Origin of the sequence: Streptomyces sp. AN091965, from assembly GCF_022698285.1 — a bacterium.
GTDB lineage: Bacteria > Actinomycetota > Actinomycetes > Streptomycetales > Streptomycetaceae > Streptomyces.
Genome location: NZ_JALDMY010000001.1, coordinates 6914522 through 6932500, shown reverse-complemented (window position 1 = coordinate 6932500; position 17979 = coordinate 6914522). Strand labels below are relative to the sequence as shown.

The window sequence follows — 17979 nt, the reverse complement described above, 5'->3', positions numbered from 1 at the left end:
CCAGGCCCGGCGGTACCCGCAGATAGCCGAGGTCACGGGCGATGCCCATGTTCCGGACCATCGAGCGGCCGACGAAGGCGACCCGGCGGCCGTACTCGTGCGCCGCGTCCAGAATCTGCTGGATGCGGTGGACGTGGCTGGCGAAGCTCGCCACGATGATGCGCTTGCGGGCACCCGCGAAGACCTGCCGCAGGACGTTCGAGATCTCCCGCTCGGGCGGGACGAAGCCCGGGACCTCGGCGTTCGTCGAGTCGGAGAGGAGGAGGTCGATGCCCTCCTCGCTCAGTCGCGCGAACGCGTGCAGGTCCGTCAGGCGCCGGTCCAGCGGCAGCTGGTCCATCTTGAAGTCGCCCGTGTGCACGACCATGCCCGCGGGCGTGCGGATCGCGACCGCGAGGGCGTCCGGGATGGAGTGGTTGACCGCGACGAACTCGCAGTCGAAGGGGCCGAGACGCTCCCGGTCGCCCTCGGCGACCTCGAGCGTGTACGGGCGGATGCGGTGCTCCTGGAGCTTCGCCTCGATCAGGGCGAGGGTCAGCTTGGAGCCGATCAGCGGGATGTCCGGCTTCTCGCGCAGGAGGAAGGGGACACCGCCGATGTGGTCCTCGTGGCCATGCGTGAGGACGATGCCCTCGATGTCGTCGAGGCGGTCACGGATGGACGTGAAGTCCGGCAGGATCAGGTCGATTCCGGGCTGCTCCTCCTCGGGGAAGAGCACTCCGCAGTCGACGATCAGCAGACGCCCGTCGTACTCGAAGACCGTCATGTTCCGGCCGATCTCGCCGAGGCCGCCGAGCGGGGTGACCCGCAGACCGCCCTTCGGGAGCTTCGGCGGAGCGCCGAGTTCAGGATGCGGATGACTCAAAAGACTCTCCTCACCACGCGCGCCACGTACCTCCGGGGCACGTGGCGCGCGTGACGTTCGTGCAGTAGCAGTTGTGGGTGCAGGCACCTGGCCTGCGATGTGTTGCGTATTGAGTTGTGAAGTCTGTGTTTAGAGCTGTACCCCGCCGGCCGCAAGATCGATCTTGAGCTGGGCCGTCTCCTCCGGCGAGAGCTCCACGAGCGGCAGCCGCAGCGGTCCCGCGGGGCGTCCCTGCAGGGCGAGCGCCGCCTTGCTGGTGATCACTCCCTGCGTACGGAACATGCCCGTGAAGACCGGAAGGAGCTTCTGGTGGATCTCCGTGGCCTTCTGCACGTCGCCGTTGAGGTACGCCTCCAGCAGGGCGCGCAGCTCGGGCGTGACCACGTGGCCGACCACGGAGACGAAGCCGCACGCGCCGACCGAGAGGAGCGGCAGGTTGAGCATGTCGTCACCGGAGTACCAGGCGAGACCGGAGCGGGCGATCGCCCAGCCGGCTCGGCCGAGGTCACCCTTGGCGTCCTTGTTGGCGACGATACGCGGGTGCTCGGCGAGACGCACGATCGTCTCGGTGTTGATCGGTACGCCGCTGCGTCCCGGGATGTCGTACAGCATCACCGGCAGCTCGGTGGCGTCGGCGATCGCGGTGAAGTGCCGGTAGAGGCCTTCCTGCGGGGGCTTGTTGTAGTACGGGGTGACCGTCAGCAGGCCGTGGGCACCGGCGGCCTGGGCGGCGCGGGCCAGCTCGATGCTGTGGCGGGTGTCGTTGGTGCCGACGCCGGCGACGACGTGGGCGCGGTCGCCGACCGCTTCGAGGACGGCCCGTACGAGCTCGTTTTTCTCCGCGTCGCTGGTGGTCGGGGACTCGCCGGTGGTGCCGTTGACGATCAGGCCGTCGTTGCCTGCGTCCACCAGGTGGGCGGCGAGCTGCTGCGCGCCGTCGAGGTCGAGTGCGCCGTCCGCCCTGAAGGGCGTGACCATGGCGGTGAGGACCCGCCCGAAGGGGGTCTGCGGAGTCGAGGTCGGAGCCATGGGTAACACGCTACTCGCTGCTCAGCGCGGGGTCGCCCCTCGGGGGATGTGCTGGGTCTGACACTCAGGGAGCCCGGCACTGCCTGCTCGGGGGTTCAAGCAGTGCCGGGTCCGTTTGATCAGGCTAGATGAACTTCTAGAAAAGCCGCAATACGGACACTTCCGTCGGCTCATCCGTACATCTGTGCCGTGCCGGGCCGGATGTGCCCCGGTGCGGCGGCCGGGACGGCCGGGAGCGCGGCCGTCGAACTCGGCGTGCGTCGCGGGACGGTGACCGCTCCGGGGCGCAGTCCCGGCAATCGGCCGTGTGGTGATCCCTCATGACAATCTTCGGCGAATTTGCCGAAACTGGGCACCTTTTGGTCGATTCGAGCGTCTGTGTAGGTGACAGAGTTCCGTTCGAGACTCGTGAGGAGAAGCGCGCCCCATGTTCCGTCGGCGAGAGCCCGTCCCGTTCGCCTTCATCGCCGAAGCCGACAAGTTCCGCAGCAATGTCACTCCCCCACCCCGTGAGCGCGCCACGGCCGGTCAGCTCGTGGGCCGTACGCTCATCGGGCTCACCGTGGTCGCCGGTCTCGTGGGCTCCGTGCTCTTCGGCATGCCCGCGATGTCCGCCGACCAGTCGCCCGCCAAGACCCAGCAGTCCGAGGCCTCCGACGGCCGCTGACGGCCGCGTACGACACGGACGGGCGCCGAGGCACCCCCTTGGCCCCGTCGGGCACCCCCTTGGGCCCCCAACGCTGGTAGCAGGGGACACGGCTCGATAGCCTCACCGGGCACAACCCGTGCGTGGAGTGAGTGAGGACCAGCCGTGCCCCTGCCTTTCCTGACCGCGGACCGCGCTTTCGACGACGCGGGCAAGGACGCCGCGCTCCCGTTCGACGACCGCGACCACTGGCGGCGGCCCTACCGCCCGGGTCCCTGGCGCGTGGCCGCCGCCGCGGTCCTGCTGCTCCTCGCCTCGTTCGTCCTCGTGGCCGCCGTGATCATCGCCTTCGCGGGCGCCCTGCCGGGCGCGGGCATCTGCGTGGGCGTGGCCGTCCTCGTCATCTGCGCCGCCGTCCGGCTGCTGCGCGTGGGCACCTGGGTCAGCGCGCACGGCCTGCGGCACGTGACCTTCTTCCGCACCCGGACCGTGCCGTGGGCGCGGATCGCCTCCGTGCGCACCATTCAGCAGCCCGTGCGGTGGCTCGGCCTGCCCCGCACGGTGCAGGGACAGGCGCTGACGCTCGTCCGCCTCGACCGGCCCGCGGGCGAGCGGGCGACGCTGCTCACCGACCGCGGGGCGGACTTCCTCGCGCGCCGCACCGCCTTCGACCGGGCCGCCGACACCATCGAGGTGTGGGCCGACGAATACGGCCGTACGGCCTAGCCCGCGCGCGTACGGCATCCGGGCGCGGGCCCTCAGACGCTCAGCGGCCTGCCCTCGTGCAGGGCGATGGCCCGCTGCATGGCCTTGCGCGCGCGGGGGGTGTCCCGGGCGTCGTGGTAGGCGATGGCGAGGCGGAACCAGCAGCGCCAGTCGTCCGGGGTGTCCTCCGTCTCGGCCTTGCGCCGGGCGAAGACCTCGTCGGCCGAGTCGCGGTCGATGCGCCCGCTGGGCGTGCGCCTCAACTCGTCGACGGGCAGGCCGCCTTCGGCCTCCAGCTCGGCCGCGAGCCGGTTGGCCCGCTGGACGAAGCGCGTGTTCTGCCACAGGAACCACACGCCGATGACCGGCAGGACGAGCACCGCGACCCCGAAGGTCACGGTGAGCACGGTGCCGTGCTGTATGAGCAGCACGCCACGGCTGCCGACCAGGACGAAGTAGACGACCAGGACGGCGGCCGTGACGGCGTAGGTGATCTTTGCGCGCATGGCTTCGGCTCGGCTCAGTCCAGATCCAGGAAGTGTTCCAGGCCGAAGGTGAGGCCCGGAGTCTCCACCACCCGGCGGGCGCCCAGGAGGATGCCCGGCATGAAGCTGCTGTGGTGCAGCGAGTCGTGGCGGATCGTGAGGGTCTCGCCCTCGCCGCCGAGCAGGACCTCCTGGTGGGCGAGGAGGCCGTTCAGCCGCACCGCGTGCACGCGGACGCCGTCGACGTCCGCGCCGCGGGCGCCCTCGAGGGCGGTCTCCGTGGCGTCCGGCTGCGGGGCGCTGCCCGCCGCCCGGCGCGCCTCGGCGATGAGCTGGGCGGTGCGCGTGGCGGTCCCGCTGGGGGCGTCGGCCTTGTGCGGGTGGTGCAGCTCGACGACCTCGACGGAGTCGAAGTAGGGCGCCGCGAGCTGCGCGAACCTCATGGTGAGGACCGCGCCGATGGAGAAGTTCGGCGCGATCAGGACGCCGGTGCCCGGGGCGGCGTCCAGCCAGGTGCGCAGCTGCGCGAGGCGCTCGTCGGTCCAGCCCGTCGTACCGACGACGGCGTGGATGCCGTGCCGGACGCAGAAGTCGAGGTTGCCCATCACAGAACCGGGCGTGGTCAGCTCGACCGCGACCTGGGCGCCGGCCTCGACCAGCGCCTCCAGCTTGTCGCCGCGGCCGAGGGCCGCCACCAGTTCCATGTCGTCGGCCGCCTCGACGGCTCGTACGGCCTCGGAGCCGATCCGGCCCTTGGCGCCGATGACCGCCACGCGCAGCTTGCTCATCTGCCTGTTTCCTTAACCGAGTTATGAGTCGGACGGGGTCTTGGTCCGGGAGTCCCGGGCCTAGGCCACCGCTTCGTGCAGGCGGGCGGCCTGCTTGTCCTTCAGCGGGCCTATCGCGGAGAGCGACGGGCGCTGCCCCAGGATGTCGCGGGCCACCTCGCGCACCTCGTCCGGGGTGACCTCCGCGATCCTGGCCAGCATGTCGTCGACCGACATCTGCTCGCCCCAGCACAGCTCGCTCTTGCCGATGCGGTTCATGATCGCGCCGGTGTCCTCGAGGCCGAGGACCGTGGAGCCCGCCAGCTGGCCTATCGCCCGCCTGATCTCGTCGTCCGTCAGACCGTGCTCGGCGACGTGGTCGAGCTCGTCCCGGCAGATCTTGAGGACGTCGTGGACCTGGCTGGGGCGGCAGCCCGCGTACACGCCGAACAGTCCGGCGTCGGCGAACGCCGAGGTGTACGAGTACACGCTGTAGGCCAGGCCCCGCTTCTCGCGGACCTCCTGGAACAGGCGCGAGGACATGCCGCCGCCGAGCGCGGTGTTCAGCACGCCCATGGCCCAGCGGCGCTCGTCGGTGCGGGCCAGGCCCGGCATGCCGAGGATGACGTGGGCCTGCTCGGTCTTGCGGTCGATGACCTCGACCTGGCCCGTGGTGCGTACGCGGCGCACGCCCGCGCGCGGGGCGATGGGCGTGGCGTCGGTGCGCGTGAGGGCGCCCGCCTTGTCGAACGCGGCGCGGACCTGGCGGACGACCTTCTGGTGGTCCACGTTGCCCGCGGCGGCGACGACCAGGTGGGTGGGGTCGTAGTGCCGCTTGTAGAAGCGGCGGATGCGGTCCGCGGTGAGGGCGTTGATCGTGTCGACCGTGCCGAGGACCGGGCGGCCCAGGGGGGTGTCACCGAGCATCGTGTGCGCGAACAGGTCGTGCACGCAGTCGCCCGGGTCGTCCTCCGTCATCGCGATCTCTTCGAGGATGACGCCGCGCTCGGCGTCGACGTCCTCCTGGCGGATCTGCGAGCCGGTGAGCATGTCGCAGACCACGTCGATGGCCAGCGGCAGGTCGGTGTCGAGCACGCGCGCGTAGTAGCACGTGTACTCCTTGGCCGTGAAGGCGTTCATCTCCCCGCCGACGGCGTCGATCGCGGAGGAGATGTCCAGGGCGCTGCGCTTCCTGGTGCCCTTGAAGAGGAGGTGCTCCAGGTAGTGCGTCGCGCCGTTCAGGGACGGCGTCTCGTCGCGGGAGCCCACGTGGGCCCAGATGCCGAAGGTGGCCGAGCGGACCGACGGGAGGGTCTCGGTGACGACGCGCAGCCCTCCGGGGAGGGTGGTCTTACGGACCGTGCCGATGCCGTTGCTGCCCTTGATCAAGGTTTGGGTACGGGCGACGGCCCGCGCCTCCGAGGAGGTGCGGGCCGTCGCCTTGGAGCTACGGGACGTCACTTGGCGGCGTCGTCCTTCGTGTCCTCGGCCTTGTCGGCGTCGTCCTCGCCCTCGATCACGGGGATCAGGGAGAGCTTGCCGCGGGAGTCGATCTCGGCGATCTCGACCTGGACCTTCTGGCCCACGCCGAGGACGTCCTCGACGTTCTCCACGCGCTTGCCGCCGGCGAGCTTGCGGATCTGCGAGATGTGCAGCAGACCGTCCTTGCCCGGGAGCAGCGACACGAACGCGCCGAAGGTCGTCGTCTTCACGACGGTGCCCAGGTAGCGCTCGCCGACCTCCGGCATGGTCGGGTTGGCGATGCCGTTGATCGTGGCGCGGGCGGCCTCGGCGGCCGGGCCGTCGGCGGCACCGATGTAGATGGTGCCGTCGTCCTCGATCGTGATGTCGGCGCCGGTGTCCTCCTGGATCTGGTTGATCATCTTGCCCTTCGGGCCGATGACCTCACCGATCTTGTCCACCGGGATCTTGACGGTGATGATCCGCGGCGCGTTCGGGGACATCTCGTCCGGAACGTCGATCGCTTCCATCATCACGTCGAGGATGTGCAGGCGGGCGTCGCGGGCCTGCTTCAGGGCGGCGGCCAGGACGGAGGCCGGGATGCCGTCCAGCTTGGTGTCGAGCTGGAGGGCGGTCACGAACTCCTTGGTGCCGGCGACCTTGAAGTCCATGTCGCCGAAGGCGTCCTCCGCACCGAGGATGTCGGTGAGGGTGACGTAGTGCGTCTCGCCGTCGATCTCCTGGGAGATCAGACCCATGGCGATGCCGGCGACGGGGGCCTTCAGGGGCACACCGGCGTTCAGCAGCGACATGGTGGAGGCGCAGACGGAGCCCATGGACGTCGAGCCGTTGGACCCGAGGGCCTCGGAGACCTGACGGATCGCGTAGGGGAACTCCTCGCGCGTCGGGAGCACCGGCGTGAGGGCGCGCTCGGCGAGGGCGCCGTGGCCGATCTCGCGGCGCTTGGGGGAGCCGACGCGGCCGGTCTCGCCGGTGGAGTACGGCGGGAAGTTGTAGTTGTGCATGTAGCGCTTGCGCGTCACCGGGGAAAGCGTGTCGAGCTGCTGCTCCATCCGGAGCATGTTCAGCGTCGTCACGCCCAGGATCTGGGTCTCGCCGCGCTCGAACAGGGCGGAGCCGTGCACGCGCGGGATGGCCTCGACCTCGGCGGCCAGGGTGCGGATGTCGGTGACACCGCGGCCGTCGATGCGCTTCTTCTCCTTGATGACGCGCTCACGGACCAGGGACTTGGTCAGCGAGCGGTACGCGGCGGAGATCTCCTTCTCGCGGCCCTCGAACTCCGGGAGCAGCTTCTCGCCGGCCAGCGCCTTGACGCGGTCCAGCTCGGTCTCGCGCTCCTGCTTGCCCGCGATGGTCAGCGCCTGGGCGAGCTCGGGCTTGACGGCGGCCGTGAGGGCCTCGAGCACGTCGTCCTCGTAGTCGAGGAAGATCGGGAACTCACCGGTGGGCTTGGCGGCCTTGGCGGCGAGGTCCGACTGGGCCTTGCAGAGGACCTTGATGAAGGGCTTCGCGGCCTCGAGGCCGGCGGCCACGACCTCTTCGGTCGGCGCCTCGGCGCCGCCCTTGACGAGCTCGATGGTCTTCTCGGTGGCCTCGGCCTCGACCATCATGATCGCGACGTCGCCGTCCTCGAGGACGCGACCGGCGACGACCATGTCGAAGACGGCGTCCTCGAGCTCGGTGTGCGTCGGGAAGGCGACCCACTGGCCCTTGATGAGCGCCACGCGCGTGCCGCCGATCGGGCCCGAGAAGGGCAGGCCGGCGAGCTGCGTGGAGCAGGAGGCGGCGTTGATCGCGACCACGTCGTACAGGTGGTCGGGGTTGAGCGCCATGATCGTCTCGACGACCTGGATCTCGTTGCGCAGGCCCTTCTTGAAGGACGGGCGCAGCGGGCGGTCGATGAGGCGGCAGGTGAGGATGGCGTCCTCGGAGGGACGGCCCTCACGACGGAAGAAGGAACCGGGGATCTTCCCGGCCGCGTACATCCGCTCCTCGACGTCCACCGTCAGGGGGAAGAAGTCGAGCTGGTCCTTGGGCTTCTTGGACGCGGTGGTGGCCGAGAGGACCATCGTGTCGTCGTCCAGGTAGGCGACGGCGGAGCCGGCGGCCTGACGGGCCAGGCGGCCCGTCTCGAAGCGGATGGTGCGGGTGCCGAAGGTGCCGTTGTCGATGACGGCTTCGGCGTAGTGGGTCTCGTTCTCCACTAGCGGTTTCTCCGTTACGTATCGTCTTTTCACCCCTGGGCCCGTGTGGCCCGGGGTCCGCCCCTGCCCGTGTGGCGTGGGAGCGGTGCGGAGAAGCGCGCCGTGGGTGCGGGCCGGTCTTCGATCGAAGCCCCCGGGGACTCGTACTCGCGTATCCCGGAGACCACTACCGAGGACCGGCGGCGGCTGGGTGCGCCTCTCCTTATGTGGTTGTGCCCGTGGTCGTGCGGTGAGGCCCGCGCGGGCGCGCCGGGCCCCGCTTGCACGTCCGGGGCTGTGTCGGACGTCACCAGACTACAAAGCGTCGGTGACACCGCGCACGTACAGCAAAGGGAGCGGCCCCCTTCGAGTGCTTCGAGTGGGAACCGCTCCCTTCACGGCGTCTTACTTGGCGCCCGCCGCACCGCGGCGGATGCCGAGGCGCTCGACCAGGGCGCGGAAGCGCTGGATGTCCTTCTTGGCCAGGTACTGAAGCAGGCGGCGACGCTGGCCGACCAGGATCAGCAGACCACGACGGGAGTGGTGGTCGTGCTTGTGCGTCTTCAGGTGCTCGGTCAGGTCCGAGATGCGGCGGGAGAGCAGCGCGACCTGGACCTCGGGGGAGCCGGTGTCGCCCTCCTTCTGGCCGAACTCGGTCATGATCTGCTTCTTCGTGGCGGCGTCGAGCGACACGCGAACTCCTTGTGATGTCTTTGTTCGCCTCCGAGCGCCCCTGGTCTTCTTCTCAGGGGTGCTTCCGGTACTCGGGAGGCAGGGGGTCCACCCGGGAGAGGTGGGGTCCGCCTTGCGGCGGGATGCCGCGTCGCGCGGTCCACCGGCCGGGGGCCTGGGGATGTGCGCAGACAAGCGAGCGTTACACAGCGTACCAGCCTGGGCGTGTCGGCTCTCCGCGACCGGCGTGGGGGCGGTCCGGGGCCGGTCCCATGATGCGCTGCCGGGGGTCGCGCGCCAGGTTTCCGCCGGTCACGCCCCCTCGACGCCCAGGGCGCCGTAGGCCGCGCCCTCCCCGTCCTCGCCCCGCTCGGCGCGCAGCTCCTTGGGGGCGATGAAGACCCGGCCGCCCTCGACGAGCACGTCGGTCTCCCCCGGCTTCACGGGTCCGGCGGCATCCGGGACGCTGAACAGCAGGAACGGGGTCTCCCTGCCCGATTCCGGGTCCAGGCTCACGACGGCGTCCGGGGCGACTCCGTCGGCACTCCCCCGGAAGGCGAGGAGCTTGCCGCCGCTGAGCTCCAGCGGGTACATCGCACCGCGGCCCCGCGAGTCGAACCTGCGGACGACCTTGCCCGTCGCCAGATCGAACGAGACGATCCGGTTCACCTCGGGGTCCTTGGGCTTGGTCGCGAGGAACAGCCGGTCGCGCTCCGCCACGATCGCGTCGCAGGTCTCCACGGTCCCGAAGCGGGCCGTGAAGCAGTCGTCGATGTAGCGGCCCTCCGGCATGTCGACCGTGGACCGGTAGGCGCCGAGGTCGTCGAGGGCGAGCAGCTTGTCCACGCCGGAGCCCCTGACCGCGACGGCCACCACGGCGGGCTCGGACGACACGAGGTGCACGCTCTGCACGCCGCTGGCCACGTTGTACGTCCACAGCGGCTTGCCCGTCCGCGGGTCGAGGCGCTGGACGCGGTACGTACGGTCGGCGTCGGCGCCGCACCGGTGCAGGGCGAGCAGGACGTTCCCGCCGGCCAGGCCCGCGTTCTCGCACACCGAGGGGCGCGTGTTCCGCCAGAGCGGCCTCCCGGCCTTCATGTCGTACGCGACGGAGCCCCGGCCCCAGGCGACGGTGACCGTCCCGCGGGTCAGGGTCACGTTCGTGCTCGTCGGGGAGGCGTCCTCGGCGTCGGGGAGCGCGGCCTGCCAGAGCTTCTTGCCGGTGTCGAGGTCGACGAGGGCGAGCCGGGTGCACGGGCCCGGGGCGGGGGTGTCGGCGCGGTCCTTCTTGCCCTTGCCCTTCTTCTTGCCCTTGCCCTTCCCCTTGTCGTCGCTCTTCTTCTTGTCGTCCTTCTTGCTCCCCTTCTTCTTGTTCTTGCTCCCCTTCTTGTCGTCGTTCTTGCCGTCCTTCTTCTTGTCCTTGCCGTCGCTCTTCTTGTCGTCGTCCTCGGCGGGCTTCGGGGGCTCCTGGAAGAGGACGGCCGTGCGGCCGTCCGCGGTGACGTGCCGGGTGGTGCCGCAGACGGGTCCGCCCAGGTCGGTCGACCACACCTCCTTGGACGTCCCGAGCTCGAAGCCCTTGAGGGTGCCGCCCACGCCGCGCACGAGGGTCTTGTCCGTCGCCCAGGTGCCGGGGGCGCGCACGGAGGCGTCCCTGCCGAACCGCTTCTCGAACCCCTTCTCCCGGTAGTCGACGGCCAGGTGGCCCACGGGGGAGCTCGGGGCCGTCTCGACGGTGTTCCTGATGTCGTCCGGCGCCTGCTGGACGGCCTTCGCTCCCTGGTTCCCCGCCTCGCCGTCGTCGGCCGCGGCCCAGACCATCCAGCCGCCCGCGCACAGCACGAGGGCCAGGAGCCCGGCCAGGCCCGCGAGCAGGCGCGTGCGGCGCTGTTTGCGCGCGTTGTCCACGGCCAGGACGGACTGGGTGAACTGGGAACGGGGTGGGCCTTGGCTCACGCTGGGGCGCCTTTCTCCGGGTCGACCAAGAGGCGGGATGACACTGGGGCGCCGCACGTCAACTGGTCAGCGCCGAAGGCAGAGTACGGAAGGGCCGCGCGGCTCCGTACGCCGGTGTCCTCCTGCCGACCTCCCGCCGGTGGGGCGAGGGCCGTGGATACCTCCGGACTGGCGGGTTCCAGCACGGGCGTTGGGTACGTTGCCCACCATGTCCATACCGCCGCAGCAGCAGCCCGGCCCGCAGCAGCCGAATCCGTACCAGCAGAACCCCTACCTCCAGCAGCCGCCGGGCCCGGTGCCCCCGAGCCCCTACGCGCAGCCCCCGGCCCCGGCGGGGCAGCCGCCCGCGTTCCCGCCCCAGGGGCCGCCACCCGCGGCGAAGAGACCCGTGCCCCCTTGGGTGTGGGGCCTCGGCGGCGCGGTGGTCGCGTCGGCGGTCTGGGCGGGCGTGCTGTTCGCGGGCGGCACGCTCGGGGGCGGTGACGACGAGGCCGACCTCGCCGGGTACCACGTCCAGAAGAACCTCTGCGACGCCGTCACCATCGACGCCTTCAAGGAGCGCTACGAGTCGCGGCTCGGCAGCGATCCGAACAGCCACTACGCGTCCCGGCAGCAGGGCCTCGACGTCAACAACTGCAACTGGAGCCTCAAGGACAAGAACGCGAGCGCGAGCGACTACAGCAGCGTCTTCGTCAACAGCACGGCGCAGTGGCACAAGAAGAGCGAGCCGGAGGGGGAGTTCGCCTCCCTCTACAAGGGGTTCGAGGACCGGTCGCAAGGGGCGTACGCGTACGAGACGAAGTCCGTCGACGGCTTCGGGGACGAGGCCTTCCTCGTCGTGGAGAAGCGGTCCTCGACGGGCAGCAAGACGGGGCCCAAGGAGTTCGGCGGCATGACGCTGGCCGTGCGGGACGGCTGGTTCACCTTCGAGCTCCAGTGGAGTTGGTACGGGAGCAGTACGAGCGGCAGCTCCAAGGCGCCCTCCGAGCAGGAGGTCGAGAAGATGATCAAGTCGGACGCCCGGGACGCCCTGGCCGCGCTCAAGAAGTCGTGACCCCGCGGGCGGCCGCGCGGCCGTGACCGGTCGTATGCGCTCCGCGGGCGTCGGCCGCCAAGTAGGGTGTGCGCACAGCGCGTTCGTACGTCGGGAAGGGGCCGTTCCGCCATGGCCGAGGCACAGGACGAGGAAGTCAGGGCACGCAAGGAGCGCGAGAAGAACGAGCTCTACGCTCTCGACATCTCCGGAGTCGAATGGAAGAGCGCCCCCGGCACCGAGGCGCACGAGGAGCGGGTGGAGATCGCCCAGCTGCCGGACGGCGCGGTGGCGATGCGGTCGTCCCTCGCGCCCGAGACCGTGCTGCGGTACACGAAGGCCGAGTGGGACGCCTTCGTACTGGGCGCGCGGGACGGGGAGTTCGACCTGGAGCCCGCCCCGCACAACGGTGGCATGCCCGCGGCCGAGCCGACGGAGTGACGCGCGGGCCCGGCCGAGCGGCCGGGTGCGCCAGGAGCCCGCAGAGGGCGGAAGCGGTGAGTGCCGCTTCCGCCCTCTCGCCTTGTCCACAGGGGCTTTTCATGGCGTTTGGCGGTGTGCGACCGGTTTGCTCGTGATGGTGGGGAGTCGTTGACCCTCCTTGAGTGAGACGTGGCGTGAAGGACGTCGTTCCGGGGGCGGACTGGCCTGCCGTGCTCGTGCTGTTGGTGATTAGGCTGGGACGGGGCGCGACGTCAGAACCCGCGAGCGGGGCACACGCGTCCGTCCCACGGGGAGAGCCAGGCGGATCGGACGACAGGAACGGTCGCCCCCCATCACGGCATGAGCGTGCTCGAGCACACCAGGAGGCATTGTGAACAGCGATCGGGACAAGATCCGCGGCGGCTGGGACACACCCGTCGACGATCAGTCCGACGCGGAGTCCGCTGCCGAGACGACGGGCGAGTTCACCATCGACTACGCCCCGCCCGCCTGGTACACGCAGAACGCCTCCGACAGCAGCCAGGACACGTCGGCCGCGCCGCCGGTGTCCACGCCTCCTCCCTCTGGGGGTGAGGCGGTGGGGGCGGTCGGCTCCGACGCTGGTTCCGTTTCTGGTGCTGGTACGAGTGCTGGTCCTGGCGCTGGGGCTGGTGCTGGTGATTCCGGTGGTACGCCCGTCCCTGCGCCTGCGCCTGCTCCCATGACGGCCGTGCCCAAACTTCCCGTCGGCAGCGGTTTCCAGCGGGACTGGACCGTGCCGCCGCCTCCCACGACTCCGCCCGTCTCCGGCGGGGCCTCGGACTGGAGCGGGGCTGTCGCCGGTGCGGGTGCCGAGGGTGGCGACCTGGAGAGCGGGGCGACCATGCGGTTCTCCGCTGCCGCGCTGAAGCGGGAGATGGCCGAGCAGGGTGCCGCCCGGGCCGAGGACCGGGCCGCCGGTGAGGCAGAGGGCGCTGGAGCGACCGAGGCGGAGGGCGGTGCCGAAGGCGCGGCCGAGGTCGGGGAGCCTTCGGCTGCGGAGGGTGCAGGCGCGGAGGAGGTGGCCGCGGAGGGTGTGGTGCCGTCCGGCGACGCGACCGCCGGGGAGACGGCCGCAGAAGAGGCGGCCTCCGGCGGCTCGGGCTCCAGGGATGGGGCGTCCGAGGAGGTGGCTTCCGCTGGCACGAGGTCCGACGCCGCTGCTTCCCAGGGCTCGGCTTCCCTCGGCACGGTGCGCGGCGCTGCCGCTCCCCAGGCCCCAGCCCCCCTCGACACGGCCCCCGACGCTACGCCCCACGCCACGACCCGCCTCGGCACAGTGCCCGACACTGCCGCCCCCCAGGCCCCAGCCCCCCTCGACACGGCCCCCGACGCTACGCCCCACGCCACGACCCGCCTCGGCACGGTGCCCGACACTGCCGCCCCCCAGGCCCCAGCCCCCCTCGACACGGCCCCCGACGCAACGCCCCACGCCACGACCCGCCTCGGCACAGTGTCCGACGCCGCTCCTCATGCCACGGCTTCCGATGACTCCGTCAGCGGTGCGGCTCAGGCCGGGGCCGCCGGTGAGGCCGGGGGCGGGGAGAGCGCTGCCCCCGCGGCTGCCGTGGACGCGTTCCCCTCCGCCCCGCCGGTCGACGCGCCGTCCACCGAGGCTCCCCTCGACGCCCCGCCCTCCTTCGGCGCGGTCGCCGACACTCCGGCGCCCACCGGCCTGCCCGTCAACCTGCCGCCGCCCACCGGGGCCCCGATCGTCGCTCCGCCGCCCACGGGCGGGCCCGCCGCACCGGTCGAGGCCGTCATTCCCCCGGCGGCGCCGGAAGCCGTGCCTGCCGCCCCGGCCGAGGCCGTCGCTCCCCCGGCGGCGCCGGAAGCCGTGCCCGACGCCGCGCCGCCCGCGTGGAGTCCGCCGCCCGCGCCGCAGGGCGGGCTGCCGCCGCTGCCGCCCGCGTTCCAGCCCGCCGCACCGGCGGCCGCGCCGCAGTGGCCCGCGCAGCACCAGGTCGCGCCCGGTGGCGAGGCGCAGCCCCCGGCCGCGCCGCAGGCCCAGGCCCAGCCGCCCGTCGAGCCCCAGGCCCCCGCGCCCGTACCGCAGGCCTGGAACGCGCCCGCCGGGCCGGTCGCGCCCGCGCCTCAGGGCGGGTACGGCTTCCCCGCCCCGGCCGCGCCCGAGGCCGCCGCCGCACCGCAGCAGGCCTACGCCCATCCGGCCCCCGTGCCCCAGCAGGCCCAGCCGCCGCAGGCCGCCCCGCAGCCGCTCCCGCCCGCGCAGCCCCTGCCTCCCGTCCAGGCCGCGCAGGCACAGCAGCCCCAGCCGCAGGCCCCCGTCGACCCGCGGACCGGAACCGCCTGGCCGCAGCCCGTGCGGCACGATCAGCGCGAGCGCACCAACCCGGGGGCGCCGCTCGGGTACACCGCGGCCGTGGAGCTGTCCTCCGACCGGCTGCTCAACAACAAGAAGCAGAGGACCAAGAGCAGCCGCCCCGTCGGCGGCTCCCGGTTCCGGCTCGGCGGCAAGAAGGAGGAGGCCGAGCGGCAGCGCAAGCTGGAGCTGATCCGCACCCCGGTGCTCTCCTGCTACCGCATCGCCGTCATCAGCCTCAAGGGCGGCGTCGGCAAGACGACCACGACGACCGCGCTCGGCTCCACCCTCGCCAGCGAGCGGCAGGACAAGATCCTCGCCATCGACGCCAACCCGGACGCCGGCACGCTCGGGCGGCGCGTGCGGCGCGAGACCGGGGCGACCATCCGCGACCTCGTCCAGGCCATCCCGTACCTCAACTCGTACATGGACATCCGGCGCTTCACCTCGCAGGCGTCGTCCGGCCTGGAGATCATCGCCAACGACGTCGACCCCGCCGTGTCCACGACCTTCAACGACGAGGACTACCGGCGCGCCATCGACGTCCTCGGCAAGCAGTACCCGATCATCCTGACCGACTCGGGCACGGGGCTCCTCTACAGCGCGATGCGCGGGGTGCTCGACCTCGCCGACCAGCTCATCATCATCTCCACGCCGTCCGTGGACGGGGCGTCCAGCGCCTCCACGACGCTGGACTGGCTCTCCGCGCACGGGTACGCGGACCTGGTGCAGCGGTCCATCACGGTCATCTCCGGGGTGCGCGAGACCGGCAAGATGATCAAGGTGGAGGACATCGTGTCGCACTTCGAGACGCGCTGCCGGGGGGTGGTCGTGGTGCCCTTCGACGAGCACCTCGCCGCCGGGGCCGAAGTCGATCTCGACATGATGCGGCCGAAGGTGCGGGAGGCGTATTTCACGCTGGCCGCGATGGTGGGTGAGGACTTCACCCGGGCGCAGCAGGCACAGGGGCTGTGGACCTCGGACGGGAATCCGCCGCCGCGGGTGGCTCCGCCACTGCCGGGGCAGCAGGGGTATCCCGCGCCGGGGGCCCAGCCGTACGGGGGCGCCCCCGGGGGCTACCCCCAGCAGCCCCAGCCGGGGTCTGGGCCGGTGGCTCCGCCTCAGCAGTAGCTCTCGTTCCACCCCCTTCGGGCCCGTGCCGTCATTCGGTGCGGGCCCGCCCCATTTGGGCGCATGCCCAGTGGAACGGTGGCGCCGCATCAAGGCTGTGCCCACCCGTTCCGCCCTCGGGGCGAACCAGCTGCCCACAGCGGTACCACCCCCTGGCCTGGAAGGCTTCAGTGGTCTTGACCAATGCGGATGAAATCCCGGTCAACTCGTTATTTCCGCAGGCCACATGGGGTTCACCGGCCGTTGACGCGTGCAGACTGGCGCTGGTAGACACACAGCATCCAGCGGGCCCCTCCTTGATCGACCCCATGTGCACCAGTCGTACTCAGTCGTAACCAGCCATCCCTGCGCGAGCGATGACGCGAGGTCACCGACCCATGGACACACGAGATCAGCACGGCAGAACCAGCACGAGCCGCTCCCGGCTCCTCGTCGCGGGCGGCGCCCTCGCCGCCCTCGGCCTCACGGCCGGGCTCGCGACGCCGCTCAACCCGGCTCCGCAGCAGGCCCACGCCAAGGGCGGCAAGAAGACGCTCACCGTCGCGGTCGCGCAGAGCGTGGACTCGCTCAGCCCGTTCCTGGCCCAGCGGCTGCTCAGCACCAGCATCCACCGGCTGACGTACGAGTACCTGACGAACTACGACCCGAAGGACAACCACACCGTCCCGGGGTTCGCCACCGAGTGGAAGCCGTCGGCGGACAAGCTCACGTGGACGTACACCATCCGGTCCGACTCGAAGTGGTCGGACGGGAAGAAGGCGACCGCCGAGGACGCCGCCTGGACGTTCAACAAGATCATGTCCAAGGAGGGCACGGCCACCGCCAACTCCAACTTCGTCACCAACTTCAAGAAGGTGACGGCACCCTCCCCCACCCGGCTCGTCATCGAGCTGAAGAAGCCGCAGTCGACGATGGCGGCGCTCGACGTCCCCATCGTGCCCAAGCACGTCTGGGAGAAGGTCGACGACCTCTCCAAGTTCAACAACGACAAGGACTTCCCCGTCGTCGGGAACGGCCCCTTCGTCCTCTCCGACTTCAAGGTCGACCGGTACGTGCGGCTGAAGGCCAACAAGGACTTCTGGCGCGGGGCGCCGAAGTTCGACGAGCTGGTCTTCAAGACGTACAAGGACCAGGACGCTGCCGTCGCCGCGCTCAAGAAGGGCGAGGTGTCCTTCGTCGCCGGGCAGCCCGCGCTCACGCCCGCCCAGGCCAACGGCCTCAAGGGCGAGGCCGACATCAAGGTGAACAACGGCCCCGGGCGGCGCTTCTTCGCCATCGCCACCAATCCGGGGGCGCGGACCCGGGACGGGAAGAAGTTCGGCGACGGCCATCCCGCGCTGCTCGACAAGCGGGTGCGGCAGGCGCTGTTCCTGTCCGTCGACCGCAAGACGATCGTGGACAAGGTCTTCCAGGGCAACGCCGTCGAGGGCGCCGGATACATTCCGCCGCGCTTCTCCGAGTACGCCTGGCAGCCGTCCGCGGACCAGAAGCTCGCGTACGACCCGAAGCGGGCCGCGTCCCTCCTCGACAAGGCCGGGTACAAGAAGAACGGCGACGGCAAGCGCGTCGGCAAGGACGGCAAGCCCCTCGACTTCCGCATCCTCTGCCACGCCACCGACCCCAACGACAAGGCCGTCGGGAAGTACCTCAAGGAGTGGTGGGGCGACCTCGGCATCGGGCTCAAGGTGAACTGCCTCGACGACGTCTCCGTTCCCTGGTACGCCGGTGAGTACGACCTCGCCTTCGACGGCTGGTCGGTGAATCCGGACCCGGACTTCGTCCTCGGCATCCACACCTGCGCCGCGCTCCCCGAGAAGGCGAAGGAGAGCGCCGCCACCGACAACTTCATCTGCGACAAGAAGTTCGACGCACTGTACGAGAAGCAGCTCGCGGAGTACGACCCGGCCAAGCGCGCGGCGATCGTCCGGCAGATGCAGTCCTGGCTGTACGACTCGGGCTACATGAACGTGATGGCGTACCCGAACGCCGTCGAGGCCTACCGCACCGACCAGATCAAGTCCGTCACCACCATGCCGGAGGCCGCGGGCAACATTTACGGCCAGGACGGCTATTGGAGTTGGTGGTCGGCGACCCCGGCGAGTGGGGACGGCAATTCCGATGGGGGCGGCTCCACCGGTGTCATCATCGGTATCGCCGTCGCCGCGGCCGTGGTCGTGGGCGGCGGAGCCCTGATCGCCCTGCGCCGCCGCTCGACCGCAGAGGACCGCGAGTAACGGATG

The 17979-nt window shown here is 71.0% G+C and carries 14 protein-coding genes and 1 pseudogene (1 of these 15 running past the window's edge); 7 read left to right on the top strand and 8 right to left on the bottom strand.

Going from position 1 to position 17979, the window contains the following annotated elements:
* Positions 1-865: the 5' portion of a ribonuclease J gene (locus tag MQV74_RS29675; protein WP_138962147.1), read on the bottom strand. Its footprint begins 821 nt before the window's first position; the window shows 865 of its 1686 coding nt (coding positions 1-865); its start codon is at positions 863-865; its stop codon lies off the left edge, out of view.
* A gap of 129 nt (positions 866-994) precedes the next feature.
* Positions 995-1894 carry a 4-hydroxy-tetrahydrodipicolinate synthase gene (gene dapA, locus MQV74_RS29670; RefSeq protein WP_242724452.1) on the bottom strand — a complete coding sequence of 300 codons (900 nt, stop codon included), beginning with the start codon at positions 1892-1894 and terminating at the stop codon, positions 995-997.
* Positions 1895-2321: 427 nt separating this feature from the next.
* On the opposite strand from dapA, the gene MQV74_RS29665 reads away from it, so the two are divergent.
* Positions 2322-2561, top strand: coding sequence for a hypothetical protein (locus MQV74_RS29665; RefSeq protein WP_242724450.1), 240 nt, complete (start codon positions 2322-2324; stop codon positions 2559-2561).
* Positions 2562-2705: 144 nt separating this feature from the next.
* A complete protein-coding gene (locus tag MQV74_RS29660; RefSeq protein WP_242724448.1) occupies positions 2706-3266 on the top strand; it encodes a PH domain-containing protein in 561 nt (186 codons plus the stop codon).
* A 32-nt stretch (positions 3267-3298) separates the two neighbouring features.
* On the opposite strand, the gene MQV74_RS29655 is transcribed toward MQV74_RS29660, so the two are convergent.
* From MQV74_RS29655 to MQV74_RS29630, 6 genes are all read right to left on the bottom strand, one after another.
* Positions 3299-3751 carry a tetratricopeptide repeat protein gene (locus MQV74_RS29655; protein ID WP_138962143.1) on the bottom strand — a complete coding sequence of 151 codons (453 nt, stop codon included), beginning with the start codon at positions 3749-3751 and terminating at the stop codon, positions 3299-3301.
* A gap of 14 nt (positions 3752-3765) precedes the next feature.
* On the bottom strand, positions 3766-4518 hold the full coding sequence (dapB, locus tag MQV74_RS29650) for a 4-hydroxy-tetrahydrodipicolinate reductase (protein WP_242724446.1): 753 nt from the start codon (positions 4516-4518) through the stop codon (positions 3766-3768).
* A gap of 60 nt (positions 4519-4578) precedes the next feature.
* Positions 4579-5958 (bottom strand): M16 family metallopeptidase, encoded by a 1380-nt coding sequence (locus MQV74_RS29645; protein WP_242724442.1) that lies wholly within the window; start codon positions 5956-5958, stop codon positions 4579-4581.
* Positions 5955-8183: a polyribonucleotide nucleotidyltransferase gene (locus tag MQV74_RS29640; RefSeq protein WP_242724441.1), complete on the bottom strand. Its 2229-nt coding sequence runs from the start codon at positions 8181-8183 to the stop codon at positions 5955-5957. Before MQV74_RS29640 ends, MQV74_RS29645 begins: the two co-directional genes overlap by 4 nt.
* Before the next feature lie 384 nt (positions 8184-8567).
* On the bottom strand, positions 8568-8855 hold the full coding sequence (gene rpsO, locus MQV74_RS29635; protein WP_055568703.1) for a 30S ribosomal protein S15: 288 nt from the start codon (positions 8853-8855) through the stop codon (positions 8568-8570).
* A gap of 291 nt (positions 8856-9146) precedes the next feature.
* Complete coding sequence (locus tag MQV74_RS29630) at positions 9147-10790, bottom strand: outer membrane protein assembly factor BamB family protein (RefSeq protein WP_242724439.1); 1644 nt, start codon at positions 10788-10790, stop codon at positions 9147-9149.
* A gap of 208 nt (positions 10791-10998) precedes the next feature.
* Here MQV74_RS29630 and MQV74_RS29625 point away from each other — a divergent pair, with 208 nt between their 5' ends.
* The 5 genes and pseudogenes from MQV74_RS29625 to MQV74_RS29610 all read left to right on the top strand — a co-directional run bounded on the left by MQV74_RS29625 (position 10999) and on the right by MQV74_RS29610 (position 17973).
* Positions 10999-11844, top strand: coding sequence for a hypothetical protein (locus MQV74_RS29625; protein ID WP_242724437.1), 846 nt, complete (start codon positions 10999-11001; stop codon positions 11842-11844).
* A 111-nt stretch (positions 11845-11955) separates the two neighbouring features.
* A complete protein-coding gene (locus tag MQV74_RS29620) occupies positions 11956-12264 on the top strand; it encodes a DUF397 domain-containing protein (protein WP_242724433.1) in 309 nt (102 codons plus the stop codon).
* Positions 12265-12637: 373 nt separating this feature from the next.
* Positions 12638-12766 (top strand): annotated as a pseudogene (locus MQV74_RS41530) (SCO5717 family growth-regulating ATPase); the annotation flags it as partial.
* A 210-nt stretch (positions 12767-12976) separates the two neighbouring features.
* The gene (locus tag MQV74_RS29615; RefSeq protein WP_441349359.1) at positions 12977-15739 is read left to right on the top strand and encodes a nucleotide-binding protein; all 2763 of its coding nucleotides are present in this window, start codon (positions 12977-12979) and stop codon (positions 15737-15739) included.
* A gap of 377 nt (positions 15740-16116) precedes the next feature.
* Positions 16117-17973 carry an ABC transporter substrate-binding protein gene (locus MQV74_RS29610; RefSeq protein ID WP_242724429.1) on the top strand — a complete coding sequence of 619 codons (1857 nt, stop codon included), beginning with the start codon at positions 16117-16119 and terminating at the stop codon, positions 17971-17973.
* Positions 17974-17979 lie beyond the last annotated feature (6 nt).